21 protein-coding genes are annotated in these 23256 nt (G+C 59.5%); 1 reads left to right on the top strand and 20 read right to left on the bottom strand.

From position 1 onward, the window contains the following. Nucleotides 1-102: 102 nt before the first annotated feature. The 18 genes from cas2 (GXY47_07470) to GXY47_07385 all read right to left on the bottom strand — a co-directional run bounded on the left by cas2 (GXY47_07470) (nt 103) and on the right by GXY47_07385 (nt 20554). A complete protein-coding gene (cas2, locus tag GXY47_07470) occupies nt 103-492 on the bottom strand; it encodes a CRISPR-associated endonuclease Cas2 (protein NLV30983.1) in 390 nt (129 codons plus the stop codon). After that, entirely contained in the window at nt 470-1426 is a 957-nt protein-coding gene (locus GXY47_07465; protein ID NLV30982.1) for a hypothetical protein, read from the bottom strand. The genes cas2 (GXY47_07470) and GXY47_07465 overlap by 23 nt, the downstream gene beginning before the upstream one ends. Then, nucleotides 1423-2400 carry a CRISPR-associated endonuclease Cas1 gene (gene cas1, locus GXY47_07460; GenBank protein NLV30981.1) on the bottom strand — a complete coding sequence of 326 codons (978 nt, stop codon included), beginning with the start codon at nt 2398-2400 and terminating at the stop codon, nt 1423-1425. Before cas1 ends, GXY47_07465 begins: the two co-directional genes overlap by 4 nt. 2 nt (nt 2401-2402) lie before the next feature. Further along, a complete protein-coding gene (cas2, locus tag GXY47_07455; GenBank protein NLV30980.1) occupies nt 2403-2687 on the bottom strand; it encodes a CRISPR-associated endonuclease Cas2 in 285 nt (94 codons plus the stop codon). A gap of 127 nt (nt 2688-2814) precedes the next feature. After that, the gene (gene csx16, locus GXY47_07450) at nt 2815-3108 is read right to left on the bottom strand and encodes a CRISPR-associated protein Csx16 (GenBank protein NLV30979.1); all 294 of its coding nucleotides are present in this window, start codon (nt 3106-3108) and stop codon (nt 2815-2817) included. A 14-nt stretch (nt 3109-3122) separates the two neighbouring features. Beyond that, nucleotides 3123-4292, bottom strand: a complete 1170-nt coding sequence (locus GXY47_07445) for a TIGR02221 family CRISPR-associated protein (GenBank protein ID NLV30978.1) — start codon at nt 4290-4292, stop codon at nt 3123-3125. Continuing rightward, a complete protein-coding gene (gene cmr6 / locus GXY47_07440; GenBank protein NLV30977.1) occupies nt 4289-5494 on the bottom strand; it encodes a type III-B CRISPR module RAMP protein Cmr6 in 1206 nt (401 codons plus the stop codon). The genes GXY47_07445 and cmr6 overlap by 4 nt, the downstream gene beginning before the upstream one ends. A gap of 1 nt (nt 5495) precedes the next feature. Beyond that, a complete protein-coding gene (locus GXY47_07435) occupies nt 5496-5855 on the bottom strand; it encodes a type III-B CRISPR module-associated protein Cmr5 (protein NLV30976.1) in 360 nt (119 codons plus the stop codon). A gap of 3 nt (nt 5856-5858) precedes the next feature. Beyond that, nucleotides 5859-6758 carry a type III-B CRISPR module RAMP protein Cmr4 gene (gene cmr4 / locus GXY47_07430; protein ID NLV30975.1) on the bottom strand — a complete coding sequence of 300 codons (900 nt, stop codon included), beginning with the start codon at nt 6756-6758 and terminating at the stop codon, nt 5859-5861. 29 nt (nt 6759-6787) lie between these two features. Further along, nucleotides 6788-7927 (bottom strand): type III-B CRISPR module-associated protein Cmr3, encoded by a 1140-nt coding sequence (locus GXY47_07425; GenBank protein ID NLV30974.1) that lies wholly within the window; start codon nt 7925-7927, stop codon nt 6788-6790. Further along, complete coding sequence (gene cas10 / locus GXY47_07420) at nt 7924-10965, bottom strand: type III-B CRISPR-associated protein Cas10/Cmr2 (GenBank protein NLV30973.1); 3042 nt, start codon at nt 10963-10965, stop codon at nt 7924-7926. Before cas10 ends, GXY47_07425 begins: the two co-directional genes overlap by 4 nt. Before the next feature lie 3 nt (nt 10966-10968). Then, entirely contained in the window at nt 10969-12018 is a 1050-nt protein-coding gene (locus GXY47_07415; GenBank protein NLV30972.1) for a hypothetical protein, read from the bottom strand. Continuing rightward, complete coding sequence (locus GXY47_07410; protein ID NLV30971.1) at nt 12015-13169, bottom strand: DUF2130 domain-containing protein; 1155 nt, start codon at nt 13167-13169, stop codon at nt 12015-12017. The genes GXY47_07415 and GXY47_07410 overlap by 4 nt, the downstream gene beginning before the upstream one ends. A gap of 8 nt (nt 13170-13177) precedes the next feature. After that, entirely contained in the window at nt 13178-14413 is a 1236-nt protein-coding gene (locus GXY47_07405; GenBank protein ID NLV30970.1) for a TIGR02584 family CRISPR-associated protein, read from the bottom strand. Between the two features lie 30 nt (nt 14414-14443). Next, entirely contained in the window at nt 14444-15379 is a 936-nt protein-coding gene (locus tag GXY47_07400; protein NLV30969.1) for a CRISPR system precrRNA processing endoribonuclease RAMP protein Cas6, read from the bottom strand. Nucleotides 15380-16085: 706 nt separating this feature from the next. Further along, on the bottom strand, nt 16086-19217 hold the full coding sequence (locus GXY47_07395; protein ID NLV30968.1) for a DUF3427 domain-containing protein: 3132 nt from the start codon (nt 19215-19217) through the stop codon (nt 16086-16088). Further along, nucleotides 19214-19621 carry a (deoxy)nucleoside triphosphate pyrophosphohydrolase gene (locus GXY47_07390; GenBank protein NLV30967.1) on the bottom strand — a complete coding sequence of 136 codons (408 nt, stop codon included), beginning with the start codon at nt 19619-19621 and terminating at the stop codon, nt 19214-19216. Before GXY47_07390 ends, GXY47_07395 begins: the two co-directional genes overlap by 4 nt. A 3-nt stretch (nt 19622-19624) precedes the next feature. Further along, on the bottom strand, nt 19625-20554 hold the full coding sequence (locus tag GXY47_07385; GenBank protein ID NLV30966.1) for an HNH endonuclease: 930 nt from the start codon (nt 20552-20554) through the stop codon (nt 19625-19627). Nucleotides 20555-20848: 294 nt separating this feature from the next. Between GXY47_07385 and GXY47_07380 the strand changes: the two genes are divergently transcribed. Next, nucleotides 20849-21961 carry a phosphoribosylformylglycinamidine cyclo-ligase gene (locus GXY47_07380; GenBank protein ID NLV30965.1) on the top strand — a complete coding sequence of 371 codons (1113 nt, stop codon included), beginning with the start codon at nt 20849-20851 and terminating at the stop codon, nt 21959-21961. On the opposite strand, the gene GXY47_07375 is transcribed toward GXY47_07380, so the two are convergent. After that, nucleotides 21958-23082, bottom strand: a complete 1125-nt coding sequence (locus GXY47_07375; GenBank protein ID NLV30964.1) for a DUF362 domain-containing protein — start codon at nt 23080-23082, stop codon at nt 21958-21960. The two genes, GXY47_07380 and GXY47_07375, sit on opposite strands and share 4 nt — an antisense overlap. Further along, on the bottom strand, nt 23075-23256 hold a 182-nt coding region (locus GXY47_07370; protein ID NLV30963.1), incomplete at its 5' end, for a TonB C-terminal domain-containing protein. The genes GXY47_07375 and GXY47_07370, both read right to left, overlap by 8 nt.

Here is a 23256-nt window from a genome sequence, read left to right as displayed (position 1 = left end):
GTCGTAATCCCTTCTTCTTCAGGGCGGTGATTCCAACTGCTCGCTACCACATCTCCATTATATTCAGAGTTATAAAAAGGGGGTTGCCAAAAAACCCATGCATTATACCAGGTAACATGCCTCCCCCGACTCAACATCATCATTGTATACGTCGATGCTCGGCGAATCCCCGTCCTCTCTTATCGCCCGCAGAAGCCTGCCCAACCCCCGGCCACCCAGCACAATCCCGTCGGGAAGATCCTGCCGTCCGAGCATGGCGACTTCACAGCGATCCGGCACGTGGTAGGCCCGCACATCGTCTTCTTTCGGCGAAATCAGCTCCGAGAGACCGGCGATAATTCGCTCAAGCTCCAACTGGTTACCTTGGAACACGAAAACAGAATATTGTACCGGAATCGCATGCGACTTCAGAAAACGATGCACCCGGCCCAGGCGGCGAGGATTCGCTATGTCATACCCAATCAGCCAGTTACGCTGTTCTGTATGACTCATATGCCCTCCGGTCGCTCCGAAGATATTCGCGCAGGATCCGTACACTGGTACGCAGCGATTGCCGCGTCCCGAAGGGGATCTGCCCCAGGTTGCCGCTGCAGCTGCTGAGCCTCTGACAAAGGCGGTCGAGAAGTTCTTGCCGCCATTCCGATTGATCGCAATCGCCTTCCATTTCCTCTGGATCCAGCCCCATCATGGCCAGCAACGCCCGGTGCCTCCACGATTCGATGCGCCGCTCCCGATCCTGCGACATGCCTTCAAAAGCCTCAACCAGGTCGCGACGCTCCGGACTTCCCTCGAAACGCTCCATCAGTTGATCGAGTAAGACAGCCTGCCTCCAACGCTCAAGGCGCATCATGTCGGAAAACAGCCGATATTCCTGCCTTCCCCATGACAGGGGATCGTGCGGGACTCCATTGGCACAAAGCGCCGAGGAAATCTGCGCGGCGGCCAAACCCGACAGGAACCGATGGCTTCCCCCCACACGCTTGTTATGGCGCAGATATTGGTTAAAACACACCACCTGCCAGGTCATATCCGGATGACGGCTTCCGCATTCAATATGGAGCGCCTCGAGTGCCCGGATCATTTCCCCACGCTCGGCGCCGGAAAACCACCGGTCATAACGCGCAAGAAAGCGCGGCACGCCCAGCAACGAACCGAGGTGCCGGATCAATCCATATACCGGAACGGAGGCCCGAAACCAGAGCCTCACAAACCTGCCCATCCCGTCCAGCACGGCAACAGGCTTCCGCTGCGATAGGCAGGCGCCCAAGGCGTCTCCATGCCATTGGATCGTTCCCAGGGCGACAACACGAGAGACCCGTTGGAGCGGATACTGGCCATCGGCGCGAGCCGGCCGGCGGACCCGCAGCGCAGGCCCGTCGAGCCTGACTTCAATGCCCCGCGATCCGTCCAGGTAAAGGGCCTTCACAGGTCTTCCTCCCCATCGCAGACTGGCAGCTCCGGAGCCTCAGTGCGCAACGCCCGCGCCAGCAACCGGCAATAGCCCCGGAGTCGGACCGAGATCGACTTCATGAAGTGCTCGTAGTGCTCGTAGAACCGCGCGCGGCCCGCCTTTTCGATCACGCAGGCCCCCTTGTCGACCTTGAAGTGCTCAGGCCGCAGTGTCCTGGAACGGAACATCTCCCAGACCCAGGCATCGACCAGGGGTCGCACCGGCTCGATCAAATCGCAGGCTAGCGATTCGCGCCCGAAGGCGACCTCGTGGAAGAAACCGAGAAAGGGGTCCAGCCCGGTGGCATGCGCCAAGCGCACCCCTTCGAAATGCGCCAGCGTGTATCCCAGCGACAGGCAGGCGTTAGCCGGGTCGCGCGGCGGGCGCCGATTACGGCCGTTGAAATTCAGCGCCTCGGCAAAAAGGGAGGTATAGGCACGGAAGTAGGCCGCCTGGGCGGCGCCCTCGATGCCGCGCAGGTTGTCCGCGCACAGGCCCTCTTCGTCCACACGCAAGCGCATCGCCGCAAGGGTTTCCAGAGCGTCAGAAAGCGGTTTGCGCCGGTCGGCTCTCAGGGCCAAAACTCGCTCCAGGAATCGCTGCTGCCGCACAATCTTGGCGCCGATGAAGCGGCGGGCCCACTCCAACCGCCAATCCGCGTTACCTGAAGCTGCATACTGCGCCACGCGCAGCGCCGCGTCGTTGTGCGGCCGGCCATGGACCACCGCCAGCCGGTTCCCCTGCCGGCCGCTCAACACCACGGCGGCGCACCCGCTGTCTGCGAGGGCCCCCAGCGCACTCGACGTCAGCGCAGTCTCCGCACGGAAGACGATCCGGTCGAGCAGGGAGAGGGGAACGGTTCGGATCCGGCTGCCACTTTCATACAGAGCCAGCGCGGCCCCGTCCACCCTGAGCTCCAGTCCCTTCCGGTCGAGATAGAGTGTCGCCATGATCACCCGCAATAGAAGAAAGGGGGGTCCTGCGGTTCTTCCGCAATCCCGAGGGTATGGACACGCGAGCGAGGATCCAGCCTGATAAGGAGCACACGGTCTTCATCCGGCTCGATCACCGCATCGAGCCGATACAGGAGGGTGCGCCGTTCGGCCGGCGTAAGGAAACACTCGTACGCCGATTTCTGCCCCCCGGTCGCGTGCCCCTTGACGAGTTGAAGCGCGGCGCGCATCCGGCGCGGAGAAGCAATGTCATAGGCCGCAATATAGAGATCGCGCTCTTCCATAACCCCGTTCCCTCACTTAACGGGGAAATTGTAGCGCGGTATGGGGAGATTCGGGAAAACCGCAAGCTTGCCGCGGGGGAAGGGGCATGACTAATTGGGGGCGCCTTCATGAGGGGATCCGCTACCTTCATCGGGCACGTTCCACTCGGTACTCCACAAGCCGTGCATGATGTCGCTCCATGTCATCGGCAGAAAGCTCGATCCCCCTGCGTTCCTCCGGGAGGTCCATGGCAATTTGAATGTATCGTGCGGGTTTTGCACAGATTTCGGCGGCCAGATGAACGGGCAATATTCCGATCACCACATCTCCAGGCCGTATCTCCTCGATCCGCAGGTGACTCAGCGCGCGATCGATCATGACGTTGTGACGGGCAGCCCAGTCGAGGGCACCGCCATGGCGCGTTACGAAATAGGTGGCCATAGGCTTCGGACCTGCTACAAAACGTTCAATTGCCGAAACAGGTCCCGGAGCGTCTTCCTCAACCCCTGTTCGCTTTCCAAGGCCCTTTCTATGGCCCGGTCCCAGGGTCTGACGCCATGGGTTAACGCGTTGCGCAGGTTGCTCAGGGTCTTGAACCCCTCCCGAGTGTTTCTCATTTCATCCTTGGCGATATCCCGGTTCTCGTAGTCATCGACTTCGCCGTGCCGATTTTGAATTTCGGCGGAGATGATCGATTCCATCCCATAAATGATCGCCCGGACGTAGTCCGCCTGTTCCAGGTACCTTTTGGCCAGGTCTCGCTCCCACGATGCCCGGTCGGGGCGCTGGTGCCAGGCAATCCTCTTTTCCAACTCCTCTCTAAAGAGCGCGGCCGCCGGATCGTCCGCCGGGTAGCCATGGTCCAATCCCGCCCAGGATCTCAGTTCCGAGCGAGCCCGGACCGGATTGGTCGTGCGTTCGAAAAACGCCGCATTTTTGAGCATTTCACCCTGCGCCCCCAGGAGCGGGGCGAAGGCGCCATAATCCCCGTCCTTGTCGTAGGAGTGGAGCGCCTCTATCCATTCGGCAATGCGCAACAGCCCGGCCAGGTTGTGAACCGGCCCCTCCCCGGTGTCGGGATCATAGGCGCCGTACCAGATGCCCTTGATCGTTGCCTGGCGAGTCTTTTTAAGATGTATAGCTGCAAGCAGCGCGATCATCGGAAGGTGACGAAAACCGTGGGTGACATCGATATGCACGGTATCGCCCGGGGTCACATGCCTCGCCATGATGGACAGGAGCTCGACCTGCTCCCGCCCGTCCCGACAATAGGGAATGATTTCCAATTGCACGTCGCAGCCCAGGAATTGCGCCAGCGGCCGCTGCAGGGGATCGAGACATTCGGCAGTGACCGTTTTCGCGTGGACGGCCTCAATCAGCTCCATCTGGGCATCGACTTCATCGCCGGCAAGGGGAACATCCTTCTCGAAAAGATGGTCCCACATGCTGCCCGCCGTGCCCATGATGACCAGGCGGTCGGCCTTGATCCGCTGCTGCAGCGGCCAACCGAAAAAGGCCGCGGGTTCGCCAAGATTTCCATCCCCAAAGTCATAACGAGTTTCGCGATATCCCTGTTCGGTCCGCGGTACGCGACCCAGAAAACTAAGCAGAGTGGTGGTCATCATGCCTCCGGTTTTTTCAGGTAACCCATCACCGTTTTGGTTCTTTGGTAATCCCTGTCCTTGTCGGGATTCTTCTTTTCGCTTTTCTCCTTCCATTGCTTCTCGGCCTGCATCCGGATCTTGACCTTTCCCGCAATGGCCACCGCCTGTTCTCCGCTCCAGGCATTGCTCGTCAAGCCACTGACGAGGGCGTTGATTTCCGGCTGGTTTTTATCCGCTCTTGCATCCAGAAAGCGGGCGATTTCCCGATCGATCGGATCCATCTGTTCAATCTCCCGCTCCCGGGCCTCCTTTTCTCTTTGAACGCGCAACGCCTCCTGTCTAGCCATTTCCTCCCTTTGCCGCTCGGCCTTTCTTTGCTGGTCTTCGCCCATTGCGCCGTAACCCACGGCCGTTTTGGCACCAAAACCGCACCATGCGAAAGCGTGTTCAAAGGCGGCAACCAGCAACTGCTTCCACCGGCCTCCCTCTATCAACTCAGATTTGGTGTGCCCAAGCAGCTCGAGGTCACAAAGCACATGAAAGGCAAACCCGGATCCGGGCGGGACGGTAAGGAAGGAAATCGGGTTGGGTTGCCCCGAATCGTGCGGGCTGACGCTTCCGCCGGTTTTGCGATCCTTTTTCTGCTGGTAATAGTGTCCCTGGTGCGGCGTCATGATTTCCACCTGCAGGGCGTCATCCTTGATCAGTGGAATCACGTCCCAGAAACTGAGCGCGCCGCGCTGGTGCTCGCTGTCACCGTCCGCGCCTTTAGGACCGAAAAGCGCGGTAATCCGGTCCTCGCTCCAACCACCGGTATCTCCCCAATCACCGGAAGCCAGCTCCAAGGCCGCTTGGCGCACCACGCCCTTGACGCCGCTGCCAGGAAGATAGGGCAATCCATAGGGACTGAGAAAGGCAAAGCCGTTTTCCAATGGATGTTCGTTGCCCAGGCCCGTGGTGAACGGCGAAATCGCGACCGCATCCACCGAAAAAATCGTATCACCGAAGCTTGTCGCAACGCGCCTTTGCCGCAACACAAGGGATTCGGCGTGCTTTTTGTCCCCTTTGTTCAGGCGCGTCATCGATTTCCACGTATCCTTTGGAATGTCGGTTTCCTTGCTCCAGTCGCTGTTCCATATGGACAGGTAGTAACCAAAGCGCATTCCGGGCGAGGCAGTGGCAAAATCCTTCCCCAGGTAATCAGGAACGGCGGCGATGGACATGTTACTCCCCCCCCTTGCGCGCTGCGGCCAGCTGGCGCAACCACTTCAGCCAGGCGAAGGCTTCCGCGTTTATGGCCTGGTAATCCTGAGCATGCTCCAATTTCATGAGCGCTTCCATGAAGGCTGCAAAATCGCTGCTCGGAAGTACATGGGGAAAACGGTTGCTGAGCCATGCGCGCAGTTGCTCGGCGACGTTTTCATGATTGCCCTTCTTTTGGTGCGCAAAAGCCAGGACCTGCATCAGCCCGCTGTTCATGATGAGCGCCGGTAGACTCTTGGCAATGTTGACCTGTTCCTTGGAATAAGTAGCACATTTGTCCCATGCGTCCTGGGCTCGTTGTTGTTCCAATGTCTGTGCCATAGATCAGCCCTCCACCACTTTGGCCACGACCAAGCCGCGGCCCGTGGTCGCATCCCCGCCGATCTGCAGCGGCTTTCCGTTGATCAGCGGCAAAATCTTGCCAAGCACGATTTCGGCAGGCAAATCCTCTCCCTTCCGCCCCGTCCGTGTCTGGCTGGCAAGTAGGGGAGCGATAAGGAGCGACTCCGGGGGCAGGTTCTCGGTGTAGAACAGGCCCGTTCCCTTAGCGGCACCGGTTGTACTATCGATGCATACATGCGGTTCCACTAACATGGCGTTTTGCGCAAAGTACCCGAAGTCGGTGTCGGAAAGCACCGTAATGTCGGTTTTTAGCTTTTCGCGAAAAAAGGCATACTCGTCAGCGCCGGGCAATGCCCTTTCCGCCAGGTCGGTAGCAATGGCCTTCAGTTCGGCCGATTCGGATGCAGAGTATTCAAAGGCTTCGAGGTGCAGTTTGCCTTCAGGTATCAATTCAGCGTTTGCTGTCAGCGCCTCACCTGCCGGTACGCTCACCGCATCCCATTTCACCGCTGCTCCGGATAGCGCCATAAGCCTGCGGGCTCGGGCCAGCGCCTGGGGGCAGGTGGCATAGACATAGCCGTTCCTGAGCGACCGGACGGGGAGCAGGACCAACTGCGCATCGCCGAAACTGACGGCTCCCGCGTGCAGGCCATTCTTGTTTTCGGAATCGGGGCCGAGAAGGCTCTCGATTTCTTCCGGGGATCCCCCAAGGGCTCTCCAGCCGTGCCGCACGGCGCCCTTGATGCCTGACCCGGCAAAGCAGGGATGGCCGGTGTGGCGCTCCCGCTGAATGGGGTTGTCGATTACGTCCACCGCCTGTCCCGCGCCCATGTGGACCGGGCTGACGGCATAGAGAAACACAACTGCCTTTTTCTCGAACATTGATCTTCTCCCTTATAGGTATTCGCTCGTCACCATGCCGCCACCGCGACACGGTTGAAACCCTCCGCCCTCCGGGCATCATCCTTACACGATTCATCCCATAAGCCGCAGGCCGCAAGCTTGCGAAGCTCCCCGGGCGCCGCCTTGAGCTCATCAAGCCAGTAAACACTTCCGGAAGGAACCACACGCTGGGCCGGTTTGGGCATGCGCCTGGCCAGGTCCCATCCGGAGATGGTCTCAAAACGCGGCACACATGCGCATGACACCCTGCCCGTGACATTGCCCAGGGAAACCCGAAAGTCGGGCCCCGTTCCCGGCAATTTCCAACCCAGGGGAAACAAACCCGGGCTGGTGAGCACCAGGCGGCAGCATCCCGCCCGACTGATGCCTTCATAATCGGGCTCCGGAAGGCTCACGCTCGCATTCTCGATGCTGGCGGCCCGCCCGTCGCCGCCAAAGCGGAGCATCCCCGCAGTGGGCGGATTCGCACCGGCGACCGCGACCAGGAAACCAACCCCCTCCTTCAGCGCTACGGCAACGCTCGAAAACAGCTTGCCTTCGTCCGCAGTGCGTTTGTCTCCACTCAGGCCTATGCCGATACGGGTTTCCAAGGCCCATAGTTCGCTGGCGTCCACGAGTTGTTCCGGCGTCGGGACCTGCCCGCGCAGATACGCCGCCAATCCGTCCTGCGTGAGCCACCAGCCACCCTCGTTCTTGCCGCGCTCGCCCTGCGCCAGGACCGGCAACAATGGCAACCCGAAGGAAGAGGGTAGATCGATAGTTGTCGGGCTCAATCGGCCAACCCGTAAAGGAGACCTGCTCCGGTCGTCGGTTCCTTGACTCTTCTTCCGCTCGACAACAAGATCCGCCGGCAGCGCCATCAGGATCTCCGGCTGGCCCTTTACCTTGCGTGCCACGTAAAAGCCTGCCAGCTCGAAACTTCCAGGACGCTCAGGCGTTCCCAGGGTGGGGTGGACAATCTCGTTTCGGGAAAAGGCCCCAAGATCCGCGCGATCATCCGCCAGCATGCGAGACCGCAGCGCCCCGGCGGCCACGGACGGCCGAGGCGGGATGGTGCTTTCGCCATAGCTTCCCGGATCGCCAAACAGTTGGTTGCCGCGGAGGAAAAGAACGTCAAGGGGTTCGATAAAACGATATTCGATGCTCATGCGGCGCCTCCCATCTCCCTCGTTTCCGCATCCTGCGGCCGGTTTCGGCTTACGCGGGTTTCCCGGGCCAGAAATTCCGCAACTGCCACAAAATTCCGCAGCCTTTTAATCGGATCTGACTTCTTCCAACTATTCGCCAGGAGGCAAAGCTCTTTTGCCAGTTCCGGCACCTGGCTCTTGGCCGAACCCTTGGCCTGCCGGTCCAGTTGATAGGTCAGCAGACTCTGTATCATTCCGTTGCAGAAGGCGCTCTCCGGCAATTCATGCTCGTTCAGCCACTCCAGGACGTGATAGGCGGCACGACGTGATACGTCCCCCATGGCAAGAAAATCACGGAGCAATGCAAGAAGGTTGAGCGGCTGCCCCCATTTTTCCGTCAGGTAAAGGGCGCCCCCCGAACGCTTGACGATCGTGATGGAAAAGGCGTCACGCCCGCCCTCGCTCTTGGCCCGTTTTTCCGCTGCGGCCAGTTCCCTCCGAACGAAGGTGAGCGGCGCCTGATGGTGTGCGATGACGGCGCCGCAGGAGGCCGTTGCCTTCGTTCCCATCATGCGCATCAGCCTGCCGTTGAGCATCGCGAAACCATTTCGCAGGGCAAGCCCACGCCCCGGTGCCCCCCCCTCATGTTTGGGATCATGCCCTGAATAGGCACAACGGAGCCGTTGCATCGCTGCAAGCAGGTCGGCCACGGGCAGCATGGCAAAAACGTCATCTCCGCCCGAGTATATGAGACGGCCCAGATGTTCGTTTTCAATCACATGACGGACCACTGTCAGCGAAAAATCATTCAGTGCACCCGAAATCGCAAGGTGCCGGTTAGGCGAAAGGGCCCGTTTTTGATCACCATACTCTTTGATCAGCAGCTGCCCTTGGGCATGCCGGTCAAAACCTTCCTGGACCTGGGGATGAAAACTGTCGCGGTAGCTTATGGCATAAGCCTCTCCACCCCCCAGCCAGCCACCCATCCGGTCCCCATCCATCATGATGAGGCTGTAATAGGTTTCGAGGTTGTCGCCAAATATCTTCTTTACCTCAGCCTCCGCGTGCCGCTTCTCCTCCTCCCCCCGTTCGCGCGCCTCATCGAGATAGCCAGGCAACCGTTTGGCCGCAGCTACGGAAGGCTTATTGCCATGTTTGAGCATGAGCTTGCGGGGCAGCGCCACGCTTTCCGCATTCTCAAAATCCATTTGTGGATCGAGGGTCGGTTCCTTGGACAACCACTGATCAAGCTGGTGGGCCAACGCCATGGTATGGGTGGATACCACGAAGCGGTCGATGCCTCTTTCAGTCTCGCCGCTGGCCAATGCCCTGTCCACTTCCTCCTTGAACAGCGTCGGCCACAACCGCTTGATGGCGGGTAAACCACCCAGGTGCTCTCCTTCCTTGGCCCAGGCAGGCTTATTCCTGGCGATCCTCGCCCAAAGGGTGTCCGTCTGACGTCGATAAGATCCTTGGAGTTGTTTGCGGTCCGTGGTGAGCCACTCCGTCTCCCCGGTCAGGGAACAGCGCCAGCCTTCCTGCCGGGTCTGGTCAAAAACGCGCAGGCTTTTGGCCGCGGCAAGCACACGCTCGGCCAAGTCATGCACCGCCGGATAGAGCACGCCGGGGTTGGGCGTAAAAAACACGGACTTTTGGCCCTGTTCATCCACAAGCTCCATTTCTTGTTGCAGCAGCTTCCACGCAGGCGTACCAAGAAAACCGGGCAGGCCACCACTGTCATTGTCGCCCGGCTCGAAGAAGGGCTTCATTGCCGCGGCGAGCCGTGAAACATCAAGAGATTTGTCCCCACTGTTTTCACGGACAAGCGAGAAGGGCGCGACCGCCCAATGCACTTCGGGAAATCCCTCAAGCTGATCCTTCATCTGCCGATAGGGAGTTTCCATATTGTCGGCTTCATCGAATCCCGCTTCCCGCAGCAAACGCTTCACCACGTCGTCCCCGAGCTTTGCCAACCACGCCCGCACCTTGTCACCCACTTCCTCGGCCAGGGTCTGCGCCTGGGAACGCGGCACGACCGCCACAAAACGATTGGGGAGCGCAGCGGAAAACAGCGGGTTGCTGTCCGTACCCGCCCGGTTCCATTCGCATCGTCTGAACAAGGTTTCGGGCAAACCACATTGGTCGCGCAACCATAGATCCACCTGCGGCACGCCCCGCAGACGCGGAAAGAGGATCGCGTCCGGCCCCAGCCGGTCACACACCACCCTCATCCCCTCCCAGGACAGGCGCGCCAACAAATGCGAACCGGCCCAGAGGTCGTCCATTTTGCGGGCGCTGGCGATGAAAGGCTGCACCGGGCCGATAGATAGGGTAAGCAGTGCGGCCTCGTTCGCAGGATCCGCAGAAAATGCCCCGGCGAAGGCCGAAACGATGTCAAGATGGTCCCAAATGCTGTGGTCGGGCACGCGGGTGTCGGCAGGCAAGAGGTGCCAAAGGGCCCCCAGCTTGCCATTGTCATCTTCCTCCTCGACTTCCGGACCGAAGCGCCAGAGCGCGAGTAGCGTCGTCCGCCACTCGTGTTCACCGGCTTTGTTTTGGTCTAGGGTGGCCAGCAATCTTGCCACATGATCAAAGCTGCGCTTCCGGATGTCGCGAAAATCCGTTTCGCTCAACCCCCCCGGGAGCGTAAACCGTTCTCCCGTCAGCGGGTGGATCAGGACCGGGTTGTCTGCCCACCGAACCTGGGCCCAGGTCGCCACCTTAAGCGTCTTTTGCTCACCCTTTTTGGTCGTTACCTCTATTTCCTGCATGGGCCATTGCGGACGATCGGCAGCCGCGGCCCAGCAGTCCGCCCGCTGGATAAGCCGGTACATGGATGCGGGAATGCCTTTTTTAAATGTCGTCTTTGCCAGCGACTCTTCGTCGCCCGCAATCGTATCTTGACCAATTGCATGCATGCCAAGCAGCCGGGTCAGTGCGCGGCTGGTTCCGCCTTCGTGACCCGCCGGGTCGCGCATCAGCACCAGCGCCTTCTCCGCCGGATCGTGCAGCCGGGCGGCCACCTTGGTTTGCCAGAGGCTATTGTCGTTTACGCTCATTTTTTATTCCTGGACTCGCGTCAGATTAGATTGTTGGGATAAAAAAGAATGAACCCGCTGCCACACCTGAAGAACGTTCTGCCGGTCAGGCCTGAATGATTCAGGCGGCAAACAGGGCATGTGAAAAATGATTCCGCGCAGCTTTCTCTCATCCTGCGCGTCCCGGCGTATCTTGAAGCGAAGGGTGTTTGGCAAGCGTGCGCTTCTTTCCCAAGAACGGACCCAATGATTGGTCACAGGGTAACTAAGCCAGTGCCGCGGTTCCGGCGCCTCCGCCTCCCTCCCTGTGGTAAAGCGAAACTGGGTGCGCAACCCGATCTTGACGAGGGCCAACTCCTTCATCAAAAGCTTCCAATCATCAAATGACTGCGTCTCCCAAGCCAACAGGCCGTCGCCGTCGCACCCAAGCGCATGCGGCCAATCCAAATCGAGGCATTGCATCCAGTTGCGCAACGGGGGGACGCCCTGAAGCTCAGGGGTATTACCCAGTGGTTTGAGACTGAGGGATCCCCAACCATTGCGGCTTCGCCCGCCGATGGTGCCGAAACGATCGATTAGCCACATTGTTTGGTTGATCAACGCAGCCTCTTTTTCGGGCAAGGCCAGAGATAAAACCGCGCTTTCAGCCGGCTGGATGGCGGCGTTGGCTTTGAGGGCGGTTCCGCCCTTGAAAACCAAGGGACCATATCCAAGGTACAAGTCGCTTCCTACCGGTTTGGGTACTTCCGGGTGGGTTACGCTTCCGTTTCGGCCCAGACCCGCCCAGCTTTTCAGCGTGCCTTCATTCCAGTGGTTAAGACGCAGGAGTATTTTGCTCTGGCGCGCGGAGGAACTGTCGCTCTCAAGCCATGCGTGTCCGAATAGCCTCCCTTCCATCTCCCGGAGTTGGGTGAAGTCCCATGGAAACTCCACTTCAGGAGCAGCCGCCACCCGCCACCATTGCCGCAGCAGCGCCTTGAACGGGGGGGTCCGCCATTGGGCCGACTGTTCGGCGTTGCCCAAAAAGGCCGGGGTCAGGAAACGCACTTCATACTCAAGTTGCTGCATTTTCATGCTTCCATCCTCTCTTCAGGAGCGGCGGCTTCCAGGGTCAGCTGCCGGACTTCGGGCATGCCGGCGCCGATCAGGCCCCGGATGTCGCCGTACATGCCCGAGGTGTTGGTGATGACTCGCTCGATCTGCTTTTGACGCTCGTGCCAGAGCCGTTCCATGGCGCGGCGCTCCTTCTGTATCTGCTCCTGCATGGCGCTGAAGGCCTCTACGATGGCCTCCACCCGCTGATGGAACTCTTCTCCCGAAAGGTACGAGTACAGCAGCTGCATCTTGTCGCGCTTCCCCTCTGAAGCAGCACGGGCAAAAGCCACTTGGATGAGTTGCTCGCGCAGCGCCGCGGCAAGCGCCGGCCAGGAGCGTACGCTCACCACCCAGACGCCGTCGATCCGCCCGAAATCCTTGACCCCTTCGGGCAGGGCCACGGAAACGATCACCGCAAGGGAGGCACCGATGGCGCGCTGGTCCTGCTTGAGCTTATCAATCCACGCTGGCTGGTAATGCCTCGTGTTCTTCACCTCCCAAACAATGGCGCCGCAGACGTTTCCAGCGCCGTCGCACACCTCCTGGACCAGGTCGGCCCCCCGCATTCCCTTTGGTACCGGCCGGATGATGTCCCGGGGGAACTGGGCGCCCATGGCGGCTTCAATATCCAGCTCCAGCACTTCTCCCTGGAGCTCCTGGGAGCCCTGCTGAGTCCGCCGCCTGGCTTCGTCCAGGGCCCCGCGCAGATCCTCGATCTGCTTCTCCTTTTCCTTGAGCTTCAGGCTCTGGACCTCGTCCTCTTCTTCACGCACGCGCTTTTCGATAAGCTTGCGCTCCTGTTCGAGCCGTCGCTCGATCTCCAGGTCGAGCTTCTTCTGCTTTTCCTCCAGTTCGCGCGCTTTCTTGCGGATGGCCAGCTCCAGTTTCTCGGCTTCTTCGGCCTTGCGTGCCTGCTCGGAAAGCTGCTCCTTCAGGTCCTTGATCTGCAGCCCGATGGCTTTGCGTGTGCGGGCTTCGGCTTCCTGCACCGCTTCCTCGAGCCGATGATCGAAATCCGTGGACAGCCGCGCTTCGGCCTCCGCCCGCATTCGGGCTCCCAGAGCCTCGCTGACTCCAAACTCGTGCCCGCATTTGGGACATTCCACCATCACCCTGTCCGTATTGTTCATGCCGCGCATCATACGCTTCCCCCCTGCTTCCGGCGGTTTTTGGCAAGCTTGCGGCTTGGGGTTGCCGTCTCCCAACCAATCCATCGGATGCTCTTCGGGGGCGTGGCGATCCGGTATTGCCTGGGCGGCGTTTCCGTATTGAAGATGCCGTATCGACGAACGCCTTCCGGTCCCAGCGCGTTTCTCAAGGCGCGATGCAGCCGCGATTTGGTCTGCTCAAAAAAGGTATTGGTCATCCCTTTCATCATGCTTTTCGCCGTTGGCCCGTCCAGGTCATCACCAATGTTCCTGTATTCCAAGAGGTACTCGCACGCATAGTCTTCCTCGGGAGCCCCGTCGGGCGGAGATACCACATCCGGCCGCCCATCGCGGGCCCTGCGCGCCAGCCAGCTCAGGAAGGACAACTGCGCCGGAGCCAGGTGGATTTTCCGCCCCCCGGCAAGGATGCATTGCCCATCGAAATCGATCTCGAGGCTCGCGGGTTCCAGCGCCTCCTGCGCTGCGGTCACCACCTCGCTGAAGGTGACACTCCCTTTCAGGAGCCGTTGGTCCAAACCCTCCCTGAGCCGCACGAAGGGGATTTCCGCCAGGCTCACCTTGGCCTCGTGCGCATCGAGCGGCCGATTCGAGGGTGTGTAAATCACATGCCTGTGGGGCGTCGGATAATAGAAGTGTTGGTTCGACTCATAGGGGGCGCTCACGAGCACGTGCGACAACCGGTCCTGCGCCCGGCCGAGGAGGGACAGCGCGTACCCGGCATAATAACCCATGGTCTTGCGGCCCCCCGCGATCGATACGTGGAGCGCGCAGTCCGGATCGGCCGTAAACTCCCGGATGATTTCCGTAAGAGTGTCCGCTAGACGCTCGTTCTCCCCACGCGTGCGTATGTCGCCGATCGCCTTTCCTTCCGCCGTAGCGAGCGCATGGATGTTTTGTTCGCTAAAATCGATGCCGGGCAGCCCGTAATCCTTGCGCAGTCGGTGGAACCAGCCCGGGTCATCGGAAAGCAGGGTCAGCCGCGCGCGTTCCTTTCCTTCCGCCGTCGTGACCAGGTGCACTTCCGTGGGGATAAAGCCGGGCTTCAGGGTTTGGGCCAGGGCATACAAGGTTTCGGTAACCACCTGCGGCGAGAGTCCGGTCACGGCCAGCAGTACGCGGCGCCGAAACGTTCCAGGATGGGCTGGCCCCTTTTTTCCGGCCCGGTTACGGTTCCCTGTGTTGTACTCTTTCGTTTTTGTTTTCATGACGGTAAGTATGCGCGGGGCGAGGGCGCTTCATCGATTCGGCAAGCTTGCGGCATGGATTGAATATTTGCCCAGGCCCATGGATGTCGCTTTTCCCGTATGCACCCATTGGCCCCACCAGAGATAGGGCCACAACTCGGTTTTTCCCTCCATCCCAACGACGATCTCCCCCAGCAACCCGTCCATCTTGATCGCGGTCTTCTGGCGGGAGGAATAACGGGTCCAGTCTTTCCAGACAAGTTGGGTTGATGCAGCTTCCACTTGGCGGGCCATTTGCGTCAGGCCGGCAAAATCGGTTTCCAGCGGCTCGTCGGCATGAAAGCTAGTCAGCATCGATAATCGGCGCAGCAATGAGCTGAAGAGATCGCTGAAGCGGAACGTATCCGGAGTGACCAGGTGCTCCTCGCGCTGCAAACGCATGTGCGTTTCGATCTTGATCCGAACGGCCGCAGGCGCTGTGGGAAGGGCCGGAATATCGGGCGGATGGGGCCGGAGCGTTCCGCCGGGTTCGTATATCGGCACCCATGAATCCGAATCCGCCGGCTGGGCCTGCCGCACCTCCACCAACTTCATCGGCATGCGCCCCTTCCCCAACCCCTGTTCTCCTGCCCGCTGAAGCGCATGAACCAGGTACGGCACGTACCCGTTTCCCCGTCCGAACAGAGTCAATCCCAGTTCGTGCATTTCATCTTCCGGGGCCAACGGTGGCTCGATCAAAAAGGGATGGGGGGCCGCCGTGTATTTGCGCATCTTTTTGGCATCGGGATGGGGGGGCGTTTCGAATATGTAGGAGTATGGACAGGACCTGTAGAGAAGGCACGACGGGCAAGCATCCTGGTGCGTGACACAGACCGTCTTCTTCAGCGCATGGCCGAGAGCGCCCCGCCAGGCGGAGCCGGTGTACGCCGGCAACCGCGACGCACCGGTACACCTGAATCGAAACCGGTAGCGGGCTAACGGAAGCATAATGCAACCCGACCGCAATGCGACGTCGCCAAGACCATCCTGCATAACATTCCCACCCTGATTGTTTTCATTTCAATGACGTATGCTTCACCCAGCCTTCGGCCCCGTCGGTCCCAGGACCGAACCTGTGCTCATATGAGGTTCCATGCTGCCTTCCGGGAGTGACAGACCGGGTCACAGCGCCAAAATATTCTCGGTTCCGCAACAACCTTATTTGCAGCGAAAAGCGATGCGGGGTTCCGGTGACCAAAAACCGCCCTTCCTGACTCCATATCGGCGTGATGCGCACCTTTATAAGCTATTTGATCCCCCCACGGCAAGCAGCAATGAACGGGGAATGCACTTCCTCGCTTGCGGGACCATGGGCCAGGCCCTGGAAGACTAGTTGCTGTAGCTTCAATGGAGCCGCGACCTTTCCGCCGCAGAAACCCCGATAGGCGCAGTTATGTGAGAGGCAAACGCGCAGCTTCGATGAGGCCTTTGGAATTTCAAGAAAAAGTGTGAGCCCTCGAATGGAGCGAAGCATCTCCTGATTGACCGAAACGAAAAATCGGTCATGGCCGCAGGCTCGGCCTCCTTCTAGGTTCTGCTAAACCAACGTTGTGTTACCCTAGCCTTGAAACCCCGAAGGCATACGATAACATCGCGGGCAGCCCCCCAAGAATATACAGTTAGTATCTTGTCTGCGTGCTCATTCACTTTTGCCCTATCCGCCACGACGGTTTTTTTCGTACATTTCGACTGGGATAGGGTATCTCAGTCTCCATACTATTTTTATTGGCCTTTCGCTTTCAAAGGTAACCCGATCAGCCGGACCCAGGTAGACAAAAGGAGCAGCGGAACCATTCGTTTTCTTCTTGTCGCGCGCAAAGATCAAGATTGTGTAGCCGCGATCCGCATGATGAATCAGGTTCTGACCTGTCTCAGATTGTTGCGCTGTGTTCGACTGCGATTCCCAGTGAAGGAGTTCCCTACTGATAGGGTAATCCGCATACATTGTGCTTGGCGAGAACTCACGTTCGGTTTTTTGATACGTGATCAGAAGTGCATAGGCTCGGACTGAAGAGAAATGAAGTAAACCAACACCGGTCTGTCCTGCTGTTTCCAGTGTTGCCTGGCCCAATACGGCCTGCACATCCCGCGACCCATATTGAGCGTGGAGCTCTAAAAAAGAGCGAAAAGGAAGTTCGGGAACCTGACCCTCCACTGTGGTTTCAGACTCGCCCCATTCCAATATTTCCATCAGGTCGGAGAGAACGGAGGGATTCTTCGAAATGCGTCGGAAGGAATCCTCCAGAGTTGGGATTCCCAGTCTGCTACCGGGCTTCCCCCAAATCCGGTAATGGGCAAGTATGCCAATATCACCAAGCTCATCCAGTGCAGCTCCAACATCTTGCTCGCGTAGCTTTTCCACCGCTCTTCGCAGAGCCGAGATTTCCCTAGGCCCAGTCATAAAAGCAGCCCGGACCAAACCTTTTTTAAGCTGATTCAGATCCGGATCCGTTGGGAATGGACACAACCGTGCCCTCGCCTTCCATCCGGTCCATGTTTCCTTCACAAGCAGAAGGTCCGGATCATAATCGTGATAGCTTACAAAATTGCCGAAGCTCAATGGCTTCCCGGTTTCGTTCTCGAAAGTCTGCAACCGTTCGGGAACCTGAATCGCAAGATTGCGGAGATTTGCGCGAATATTTTCGAGAACATACTGCCGCGACAACCGGTCCAACTGGATGGAACAGCCTGCTGGAAGGTGAGGAAACTCGTCCTCCACCTCGCGATCAATCGAAAACCGGTGGCGCGGCAGAAGAGCCTTGAGCTTGCTGTCGATGCGGTAACGCCGGTGCGCTCGGCCGACAAAATCCAAAACAGTCAAACAATCCTTGCCGGCAGCATGACGTAGTCCCCGCCCCAATTGCTGAAGAAACACCGTCAGGCTGTCTGTTGGGCGCAAGAACAGGACGGTGTTCATTTCGGGCACATCGAGTCCCTCATTCAGAACATCGACAGTGAATAGGAAAATCAGCTTGCCAGCCCTGAATTCCGAGAGCATCGTGGAGCGGCTATTTTCGTCCACATCGGAAACAAGAGCGGCCGAGGGGATCCCCCGATCCTTGAACATCTGCGCCATGTATCGCGCATGCTTCATCGTGACGCAAAAGCCGATTCCCTTCACCTTCGACAGTTCGGGCTCATACCGAAAAAGGGCCTCTTGGACTGCCTCCACACGCTGTCGAGCGAGAATATCCGCACCTGTATACACATTCTCCAGTGCTGCAGCATCATACCTGCCGTTCCGCCAGAACCGGTCCAGATCAAGATGGACCGGATCGGCCACTCCAAAGTAATGAAATGGGCACAGCAGTTTTTCCTCCAATGCCTCCGGCAGGCGAATCTCCGCTGCAAAACGATTGTTGAAATCCGCGGCAACGCTTTGGCCATCCATCCTTTCCGGAGTGGCGGTCAGGCCCAACAGGATTTTCGGAGAAAAGTGGTTAAAGATAGAGCGATAGCTGTCTGCCGTCCCGTGGTGAGCTTCGTCGATAATGATATAGTCATAGAAGTTCCGCCCGACCTTCTCCCAAAGACTCGAGTTGGCCAGCATCCGAACCGAACAGAAGAGGTGCTCGAGCCGGGTGGGCTCATACGGGCCAACCCAAAGATCCCCGAAATTGCCGTCCCGCAGCACATTTCTGAATGTGGCGATCGATTGCTCCAGGATTTCCTGCCGGTGCGCCACAAAAAGAAGGCGGGCCTGCCTATTCTGTAATTCGTAGAAGCGCTTAAAGTCGAATGAGGCAATGACAGTTTTTCCGGTACCAGTAGCCGCGATCACCAGGTTGCGCCATCGGTTGTGCACGTTCCGCTCGCGGGCAAGTGCTTCCAGAATCCGCTCTTGGAAAGGATATGGCGTGAGATCGAAGAAAATTGCCGGCGGCGCGGCGCCAGCATTGCGTGCACGGTTGATCGCGCTTCTGAATCGCTGCGGATTATCCGAGTCAAAGGGAATGAATTCGCGGCTGTTCCAATAAGTTTCGAATTCCGCAGCGAATTTTTCCAGGATGTGCCCCATATCCTGGGATGTCACTTTCAGATTCCATTCGAGGCCGCTTGTAATCGCGGCGTGGGACAAATTGGCCGATCCAATGTATGCGGTAGAGAATCCCGAGAGCCGTTTGAAATGATACGCTTTGGCATGCAGGCGGGTTCGCTCCGTATCGTAGGAGACTCGTACGTTTATGTTTGGTTGCTTTGCTAACCATTCCACCGCAGGCGCGTCGGATGCGCCCATGTAGGCCGTGGTGATCACCCGGACGGGAATTTCCCGCATACGCAGGTCCTCGAATGCTTTCATGAGGAGCCGCAAGCCGGACCACTTGATGAAGGCTACCAAAATGTCCACCGAGTCGGCTGAATGCATCTCGGCACTGAGTTCATGGGCGAGTTGAGGCTCGCGGGGAGATCCCGTGAATAAGCTGGTCTGGGTCAGCGGCGAATCGGGACGGATCAGGCCCTGATCGGCATAGTTTGGTGGAGTGATTTCCAGAAGAAGCTGTTCTGAAGCTTCGATCAGGAATTTCCCGCCGATGTGCGCGCATTCCGGCAAACCTGAGATCTGTTCGATAAGCCGATTACAAAATGCCAAACGCGAAGCAGAATCAGTTTCATGGCGCAGAGCCTGTTCAATGACCGCAGCAAGAAAAGCAGCATAGCGCGCCGGCTGCTCCTCAAAATCGATCTTCCCCAGGACCGACCGGAGTTCAGGGTGTTGCTCCAGTGCCTCTTTCAAGTCACGGTCCAGCAAGGAATCGTAAATTCCGTGGTGCAGAGGACAGGTCACTCAGAATCCTCCAATGGCATTGTCAGGCACGAATTCACCACCGGACGGTCGGCCTCGGCCCAATCCAGAAAAAGAAGCTCGTCAGGTTTCAGCCATGCGAGTTCAGCATGCTCGTGCGGTATGAGATCTCCCGATTCTATGGCACAAAAGAAAGGGTACAGGGTAATCGTGAAATCCGGGTATTGGTGCGTTGTCGGTGGCAGTGCCTGGCCTATCCGCGCCGTTATTCCCAGCTCTTCAGTCAGTTCACGACGCAGACACTCTTCCGGGGTTTCGCCTGCATGGATCTTCCCACCGGGGAACTCCCACTTGAGCGGCATGCTCATCTTGGAGCTTCTTTGGGCGGCAAGAACATGGCCGCAGCGCCGGATGATGGCACATGTAACGTGAAGGTGTTGACGCATCGGCTATGTTGACCTGAAAATCCTTTCATTGTGCCATCGGAGAAACTCCCGATTTGGACGATCATGGGGCACTAGGGGCAACACGGAAAGGGGGTTCCCGTGAAATCGGTAATAGTCCTTACCATTTTCGTACTCTTCCCTGATTCGTCCACTGATCTCGACTTTCAGGTCCGGCGTCACAGTGAGATAGCCCCGATCGAAAAGGATGTGCAGGTCTGAACGCAAGAGAAGTCCGTTGTCCACGTGATTGGGCCCCTCCCCATAAGGCTTGATGTGTGATGCCTGTAGTACTGGAAGGGTCCGCTCTCCCGAAATCGCACATCGCTTCAGGTATGCGTCGGTCACAAGAATGCGAAAGGCACCTTGGCCGAGTCTTGATTTGCGAAGATACTCCTGGCCATACAGCAGATTTGGATCGGCGATTGCTGTCCCCGATTCCTCCGATGGTTCATCCGAATCCGGCACGGGCAGCCAGGGCCGGACAAGCGTCCACAGGCGATCACTCCATTCATTCTGATCATCGTATCTCTTCCCCGATACAATATTCGGTTTCCAATCCCCCGGCGCCGGAATCCAATGGTCGCGAGGAATGAAGAACGGTTGATTCAGAATGATGCATCCGATCTCAGGATCTACCTCATCGTATCCTCTATAATTGCGAATGAGCTGTTCAAATTGTCTTCGAGTTGCAGCGCCGTTTTTTCGTCCAAACACCTCCCATGCCAAGGACAGAGGCAGCCTTTCGCTTCGGATGAAGAATCCGCCTCCGACGACAAAATTCAGCGGTTTGTGGAGCTTGAATAAAAAGGGCTCTCCGGACTCCAGAGCGGAAAACTCTCTCCCGCTCGGTCGCCAGAAATTGACTTCATCCGGGCCGTCCTTTTCAATGAAATCAAACCAGGCGTTGTCTGTTACCCCAACATAAAAACGCATGCCTAAGCCCTGAGTAGCCCCCGCTTGATTAAGCTCCTATTTCCCTCAAACACTATTTCGATCATGGCGTCTGTCTGGCTCATTCTCCCTTCCGGGAGTGACATCCGGGGTCACCGGCCCAGTTCCGTGCTTCGGCGCGGGAATCATGGTCACGTTAAATCGGTCACTCCAAATACTGTATCGACCTTGTGAGTGCCTTTATAAGCTATTTGATCCCCCCGGAGCAAGCAGCAATGGGTGGGGCTTGCACTTCACCTTCGCGGAGGCCATAATCGAGGCTTCGGAGGGGGACGGATGACCAGGGACGGGAAGATCACGTACAAGGATTCGGGGGTCGATTACGACCGGATCGATCCGCTCAAGATCATGGCGCAGAGGGCGGCGGCGGGGACGGCGGGGAATCTGGCCAAAGCGGGGCTTGCCGAGGTGGCGGAGAGCCGGGGGGAGTCGGCCTACGTCGTCGATATGGGCGAGTTCTATGTCGCGTCGATCCTCGAGTGTCTGGGGACGAAGTCGCTGGTGGCGGATGCGGTGCGGCCGCTCACGGGCAAGACCGGGTACGACCGGATAGCCCAGGACACGATCGCCATGGCCGTCAACGACATCGTCACCGTCGGGGCGCGCCCCGTCAATATCCACGCCTACTGGGCTACCGGGGGGTCGGACTGGTTTTCCGACCAGGAGCGGATGCGCGATCTCGTCGAAGGGTGGGCGCGCGCGTGCGACGCCATCGGGGTCTCCTGGGGCGGCGGGGAAACTCCCGGCCTTGCGGGCGTGGTCATGCCCGGTACCATCGACCTGGCCGCCTCCTGCGTGGGGATCATCCGGCCTAAGGATAGATTGATTATTGGAAGAGAATTGCGCGCGGGAGACCGGATCGTCATCATCGCCAGCAGCGGCATCCACGCCAACGGCATCTCGCTCGCCCGGCGCCTGGCCGAAACCCTGCCGGAAGGGTACGGGACGCGCCTTTCGGACGGGCGGCTGTACGGCGAGGCGCTCCTCGACCCGACGATTCTTTATTCCGCCCTGGTGCAGGAGCTGCTCGACGGCGGCGTGCCGGTGCACTATATCTCCAACATCACCGGGCACGGGTGGCGCAAGCTGATGCGGCACCCGGCGCCCTTCACCTACCGGATGACGGCGATCCCCCCGGTCCCCCCGGTGCTCGCCTTCATGCAGGCGGAGGCGCGGATGGACGCGGCCGAGGCTTATGGGAGTCTCAATATGGGGGCGGGGTTTGCGTTGTTCGTCCCTCCGGAGGCGGTGGCAGCGGTGGTACGTACCTCCGAGCGGCTGGGGATCGCGGCGCTCGAGGCCGGCCGGGTCGAAGAGGGGCCGAAAGAGGTGATCATCGAGCCGCTCGCGGTCCGCTACGCCGGGGAAAGCCTGAATTTGCGGGCTTAGCGCCCGAGGCGCAGGAGGCGGGCCAAGGGTCCCGAACGGACGGTGATCGCCCCGGCGGGGCACATCTCCTGGCAGCAGAAGCAGGAGATGCACTTTTTCCTGTCGATCCCGATGGTGTCGTCTGCGGGGCTCATCGCCCCCGCCGCGCACTGGCGCACGCACTCGAGACATAAGGTGCAGAGCTTCGGGTCGATCCGGGGCGAGGCGGCCAGCAATTTTTCCATCACCGGGGTGAGCCACCCCGGCCCCGCGATCCGGGCCACCGACACCTCCGGGGCGAGCTTCCACTCCGGGTGGGGCCGAAGCTCCGCAACCCGCGGGCCGACGATCTCGATATCTTTTTCCTCCGGCAGCAACCCCATCTCCCTGGCCGCCCGAATTGTGGGAATATTCATCGGGTTCAGGGAGAAGATGCGGGCCAGGACCCAGTCCAGGGCGTGGGCGTTCGTGCCCGCCATGAGGATCCCCAGTTTCCTGGGGGTGCCCGAACTCGGGCCGTTCCCTTCCATCCCGATGACGCCGTCGAGCAGGTTGAGGCGCGGGCGGACCGCTTCGTGGATGTGGACCAGGAGCCGGGCGAAACGGTGCGGGTCGCGCCCCATCCGGTAGTGCCACTGGGCTTTTTCGAGCCCCGGGACGGCGCCGAAGGTGTTTTTCACCGCCGCGGTGAGCGTCATCTGGCCGTGGGTCTTGGCCTTGGCGAGGTTGAGGAGGGGGTGGCGCCGCATGAGACTCGAGAGGTGCAGCCGCCAGGCGCCGGTTTCCGAGGAGGGGACCCACTCCCCCTCCCCCGCATCGACGATTTGGAGGAGGTCGCCGCTGGCGAGCCCGAGCCGGGCGGCGCACTGGGCCGCCGTCCCCACCCCTGGGCTGTCTGTCACCAGCACCTGTGAAGCGCCCGCCGAGCGCGCCTGCCGCGCCGATGCCCGGATGATCTCCGGGTGGGTGGAGACGGCCCCATCTGTTGCCCGCGGCGCGAGAAAGTTGGGCTTGAGGAGGAGCGGCTGCCCGGCGTCGAGGAAGGCCTCCATCCCCCCCAGGGGTTCGAGGAGCGCCTTCAGCGCCGCGTCGACCGCGGCCGGGTCGTAACTTCCCAGTCGCTGGATCGAGACCCTAGGCATCGGGATTCCTTTCAGGCTCTTGCTCCGGATCGGGAATCGGTTCCGGAGTCGGTTCGAGCGGCTCCGACGGCGGTTCGGGGGTCGCGCCGGGGTCGGGGATGGTTTCGGAGGCGGGTTCGGGGTCGGGGGTGACCGGGTAGTAGCGCGCGCGCTCCATGCGGGCGCGGATGGTGC

The sequence above is a fragment of the Acidobacteriota bacterium genome (assembly GCA_012729555.1).
Taxonomy (GTDB): Bacteria; Acidobacteriota; UBA6911; order UBA6911; family UBA6911; genus UBA6911.
Note: the sequence above shows the minus strand (reverse complement) of the source record. Positions and strands in the feature narration are given on the sequence as shown.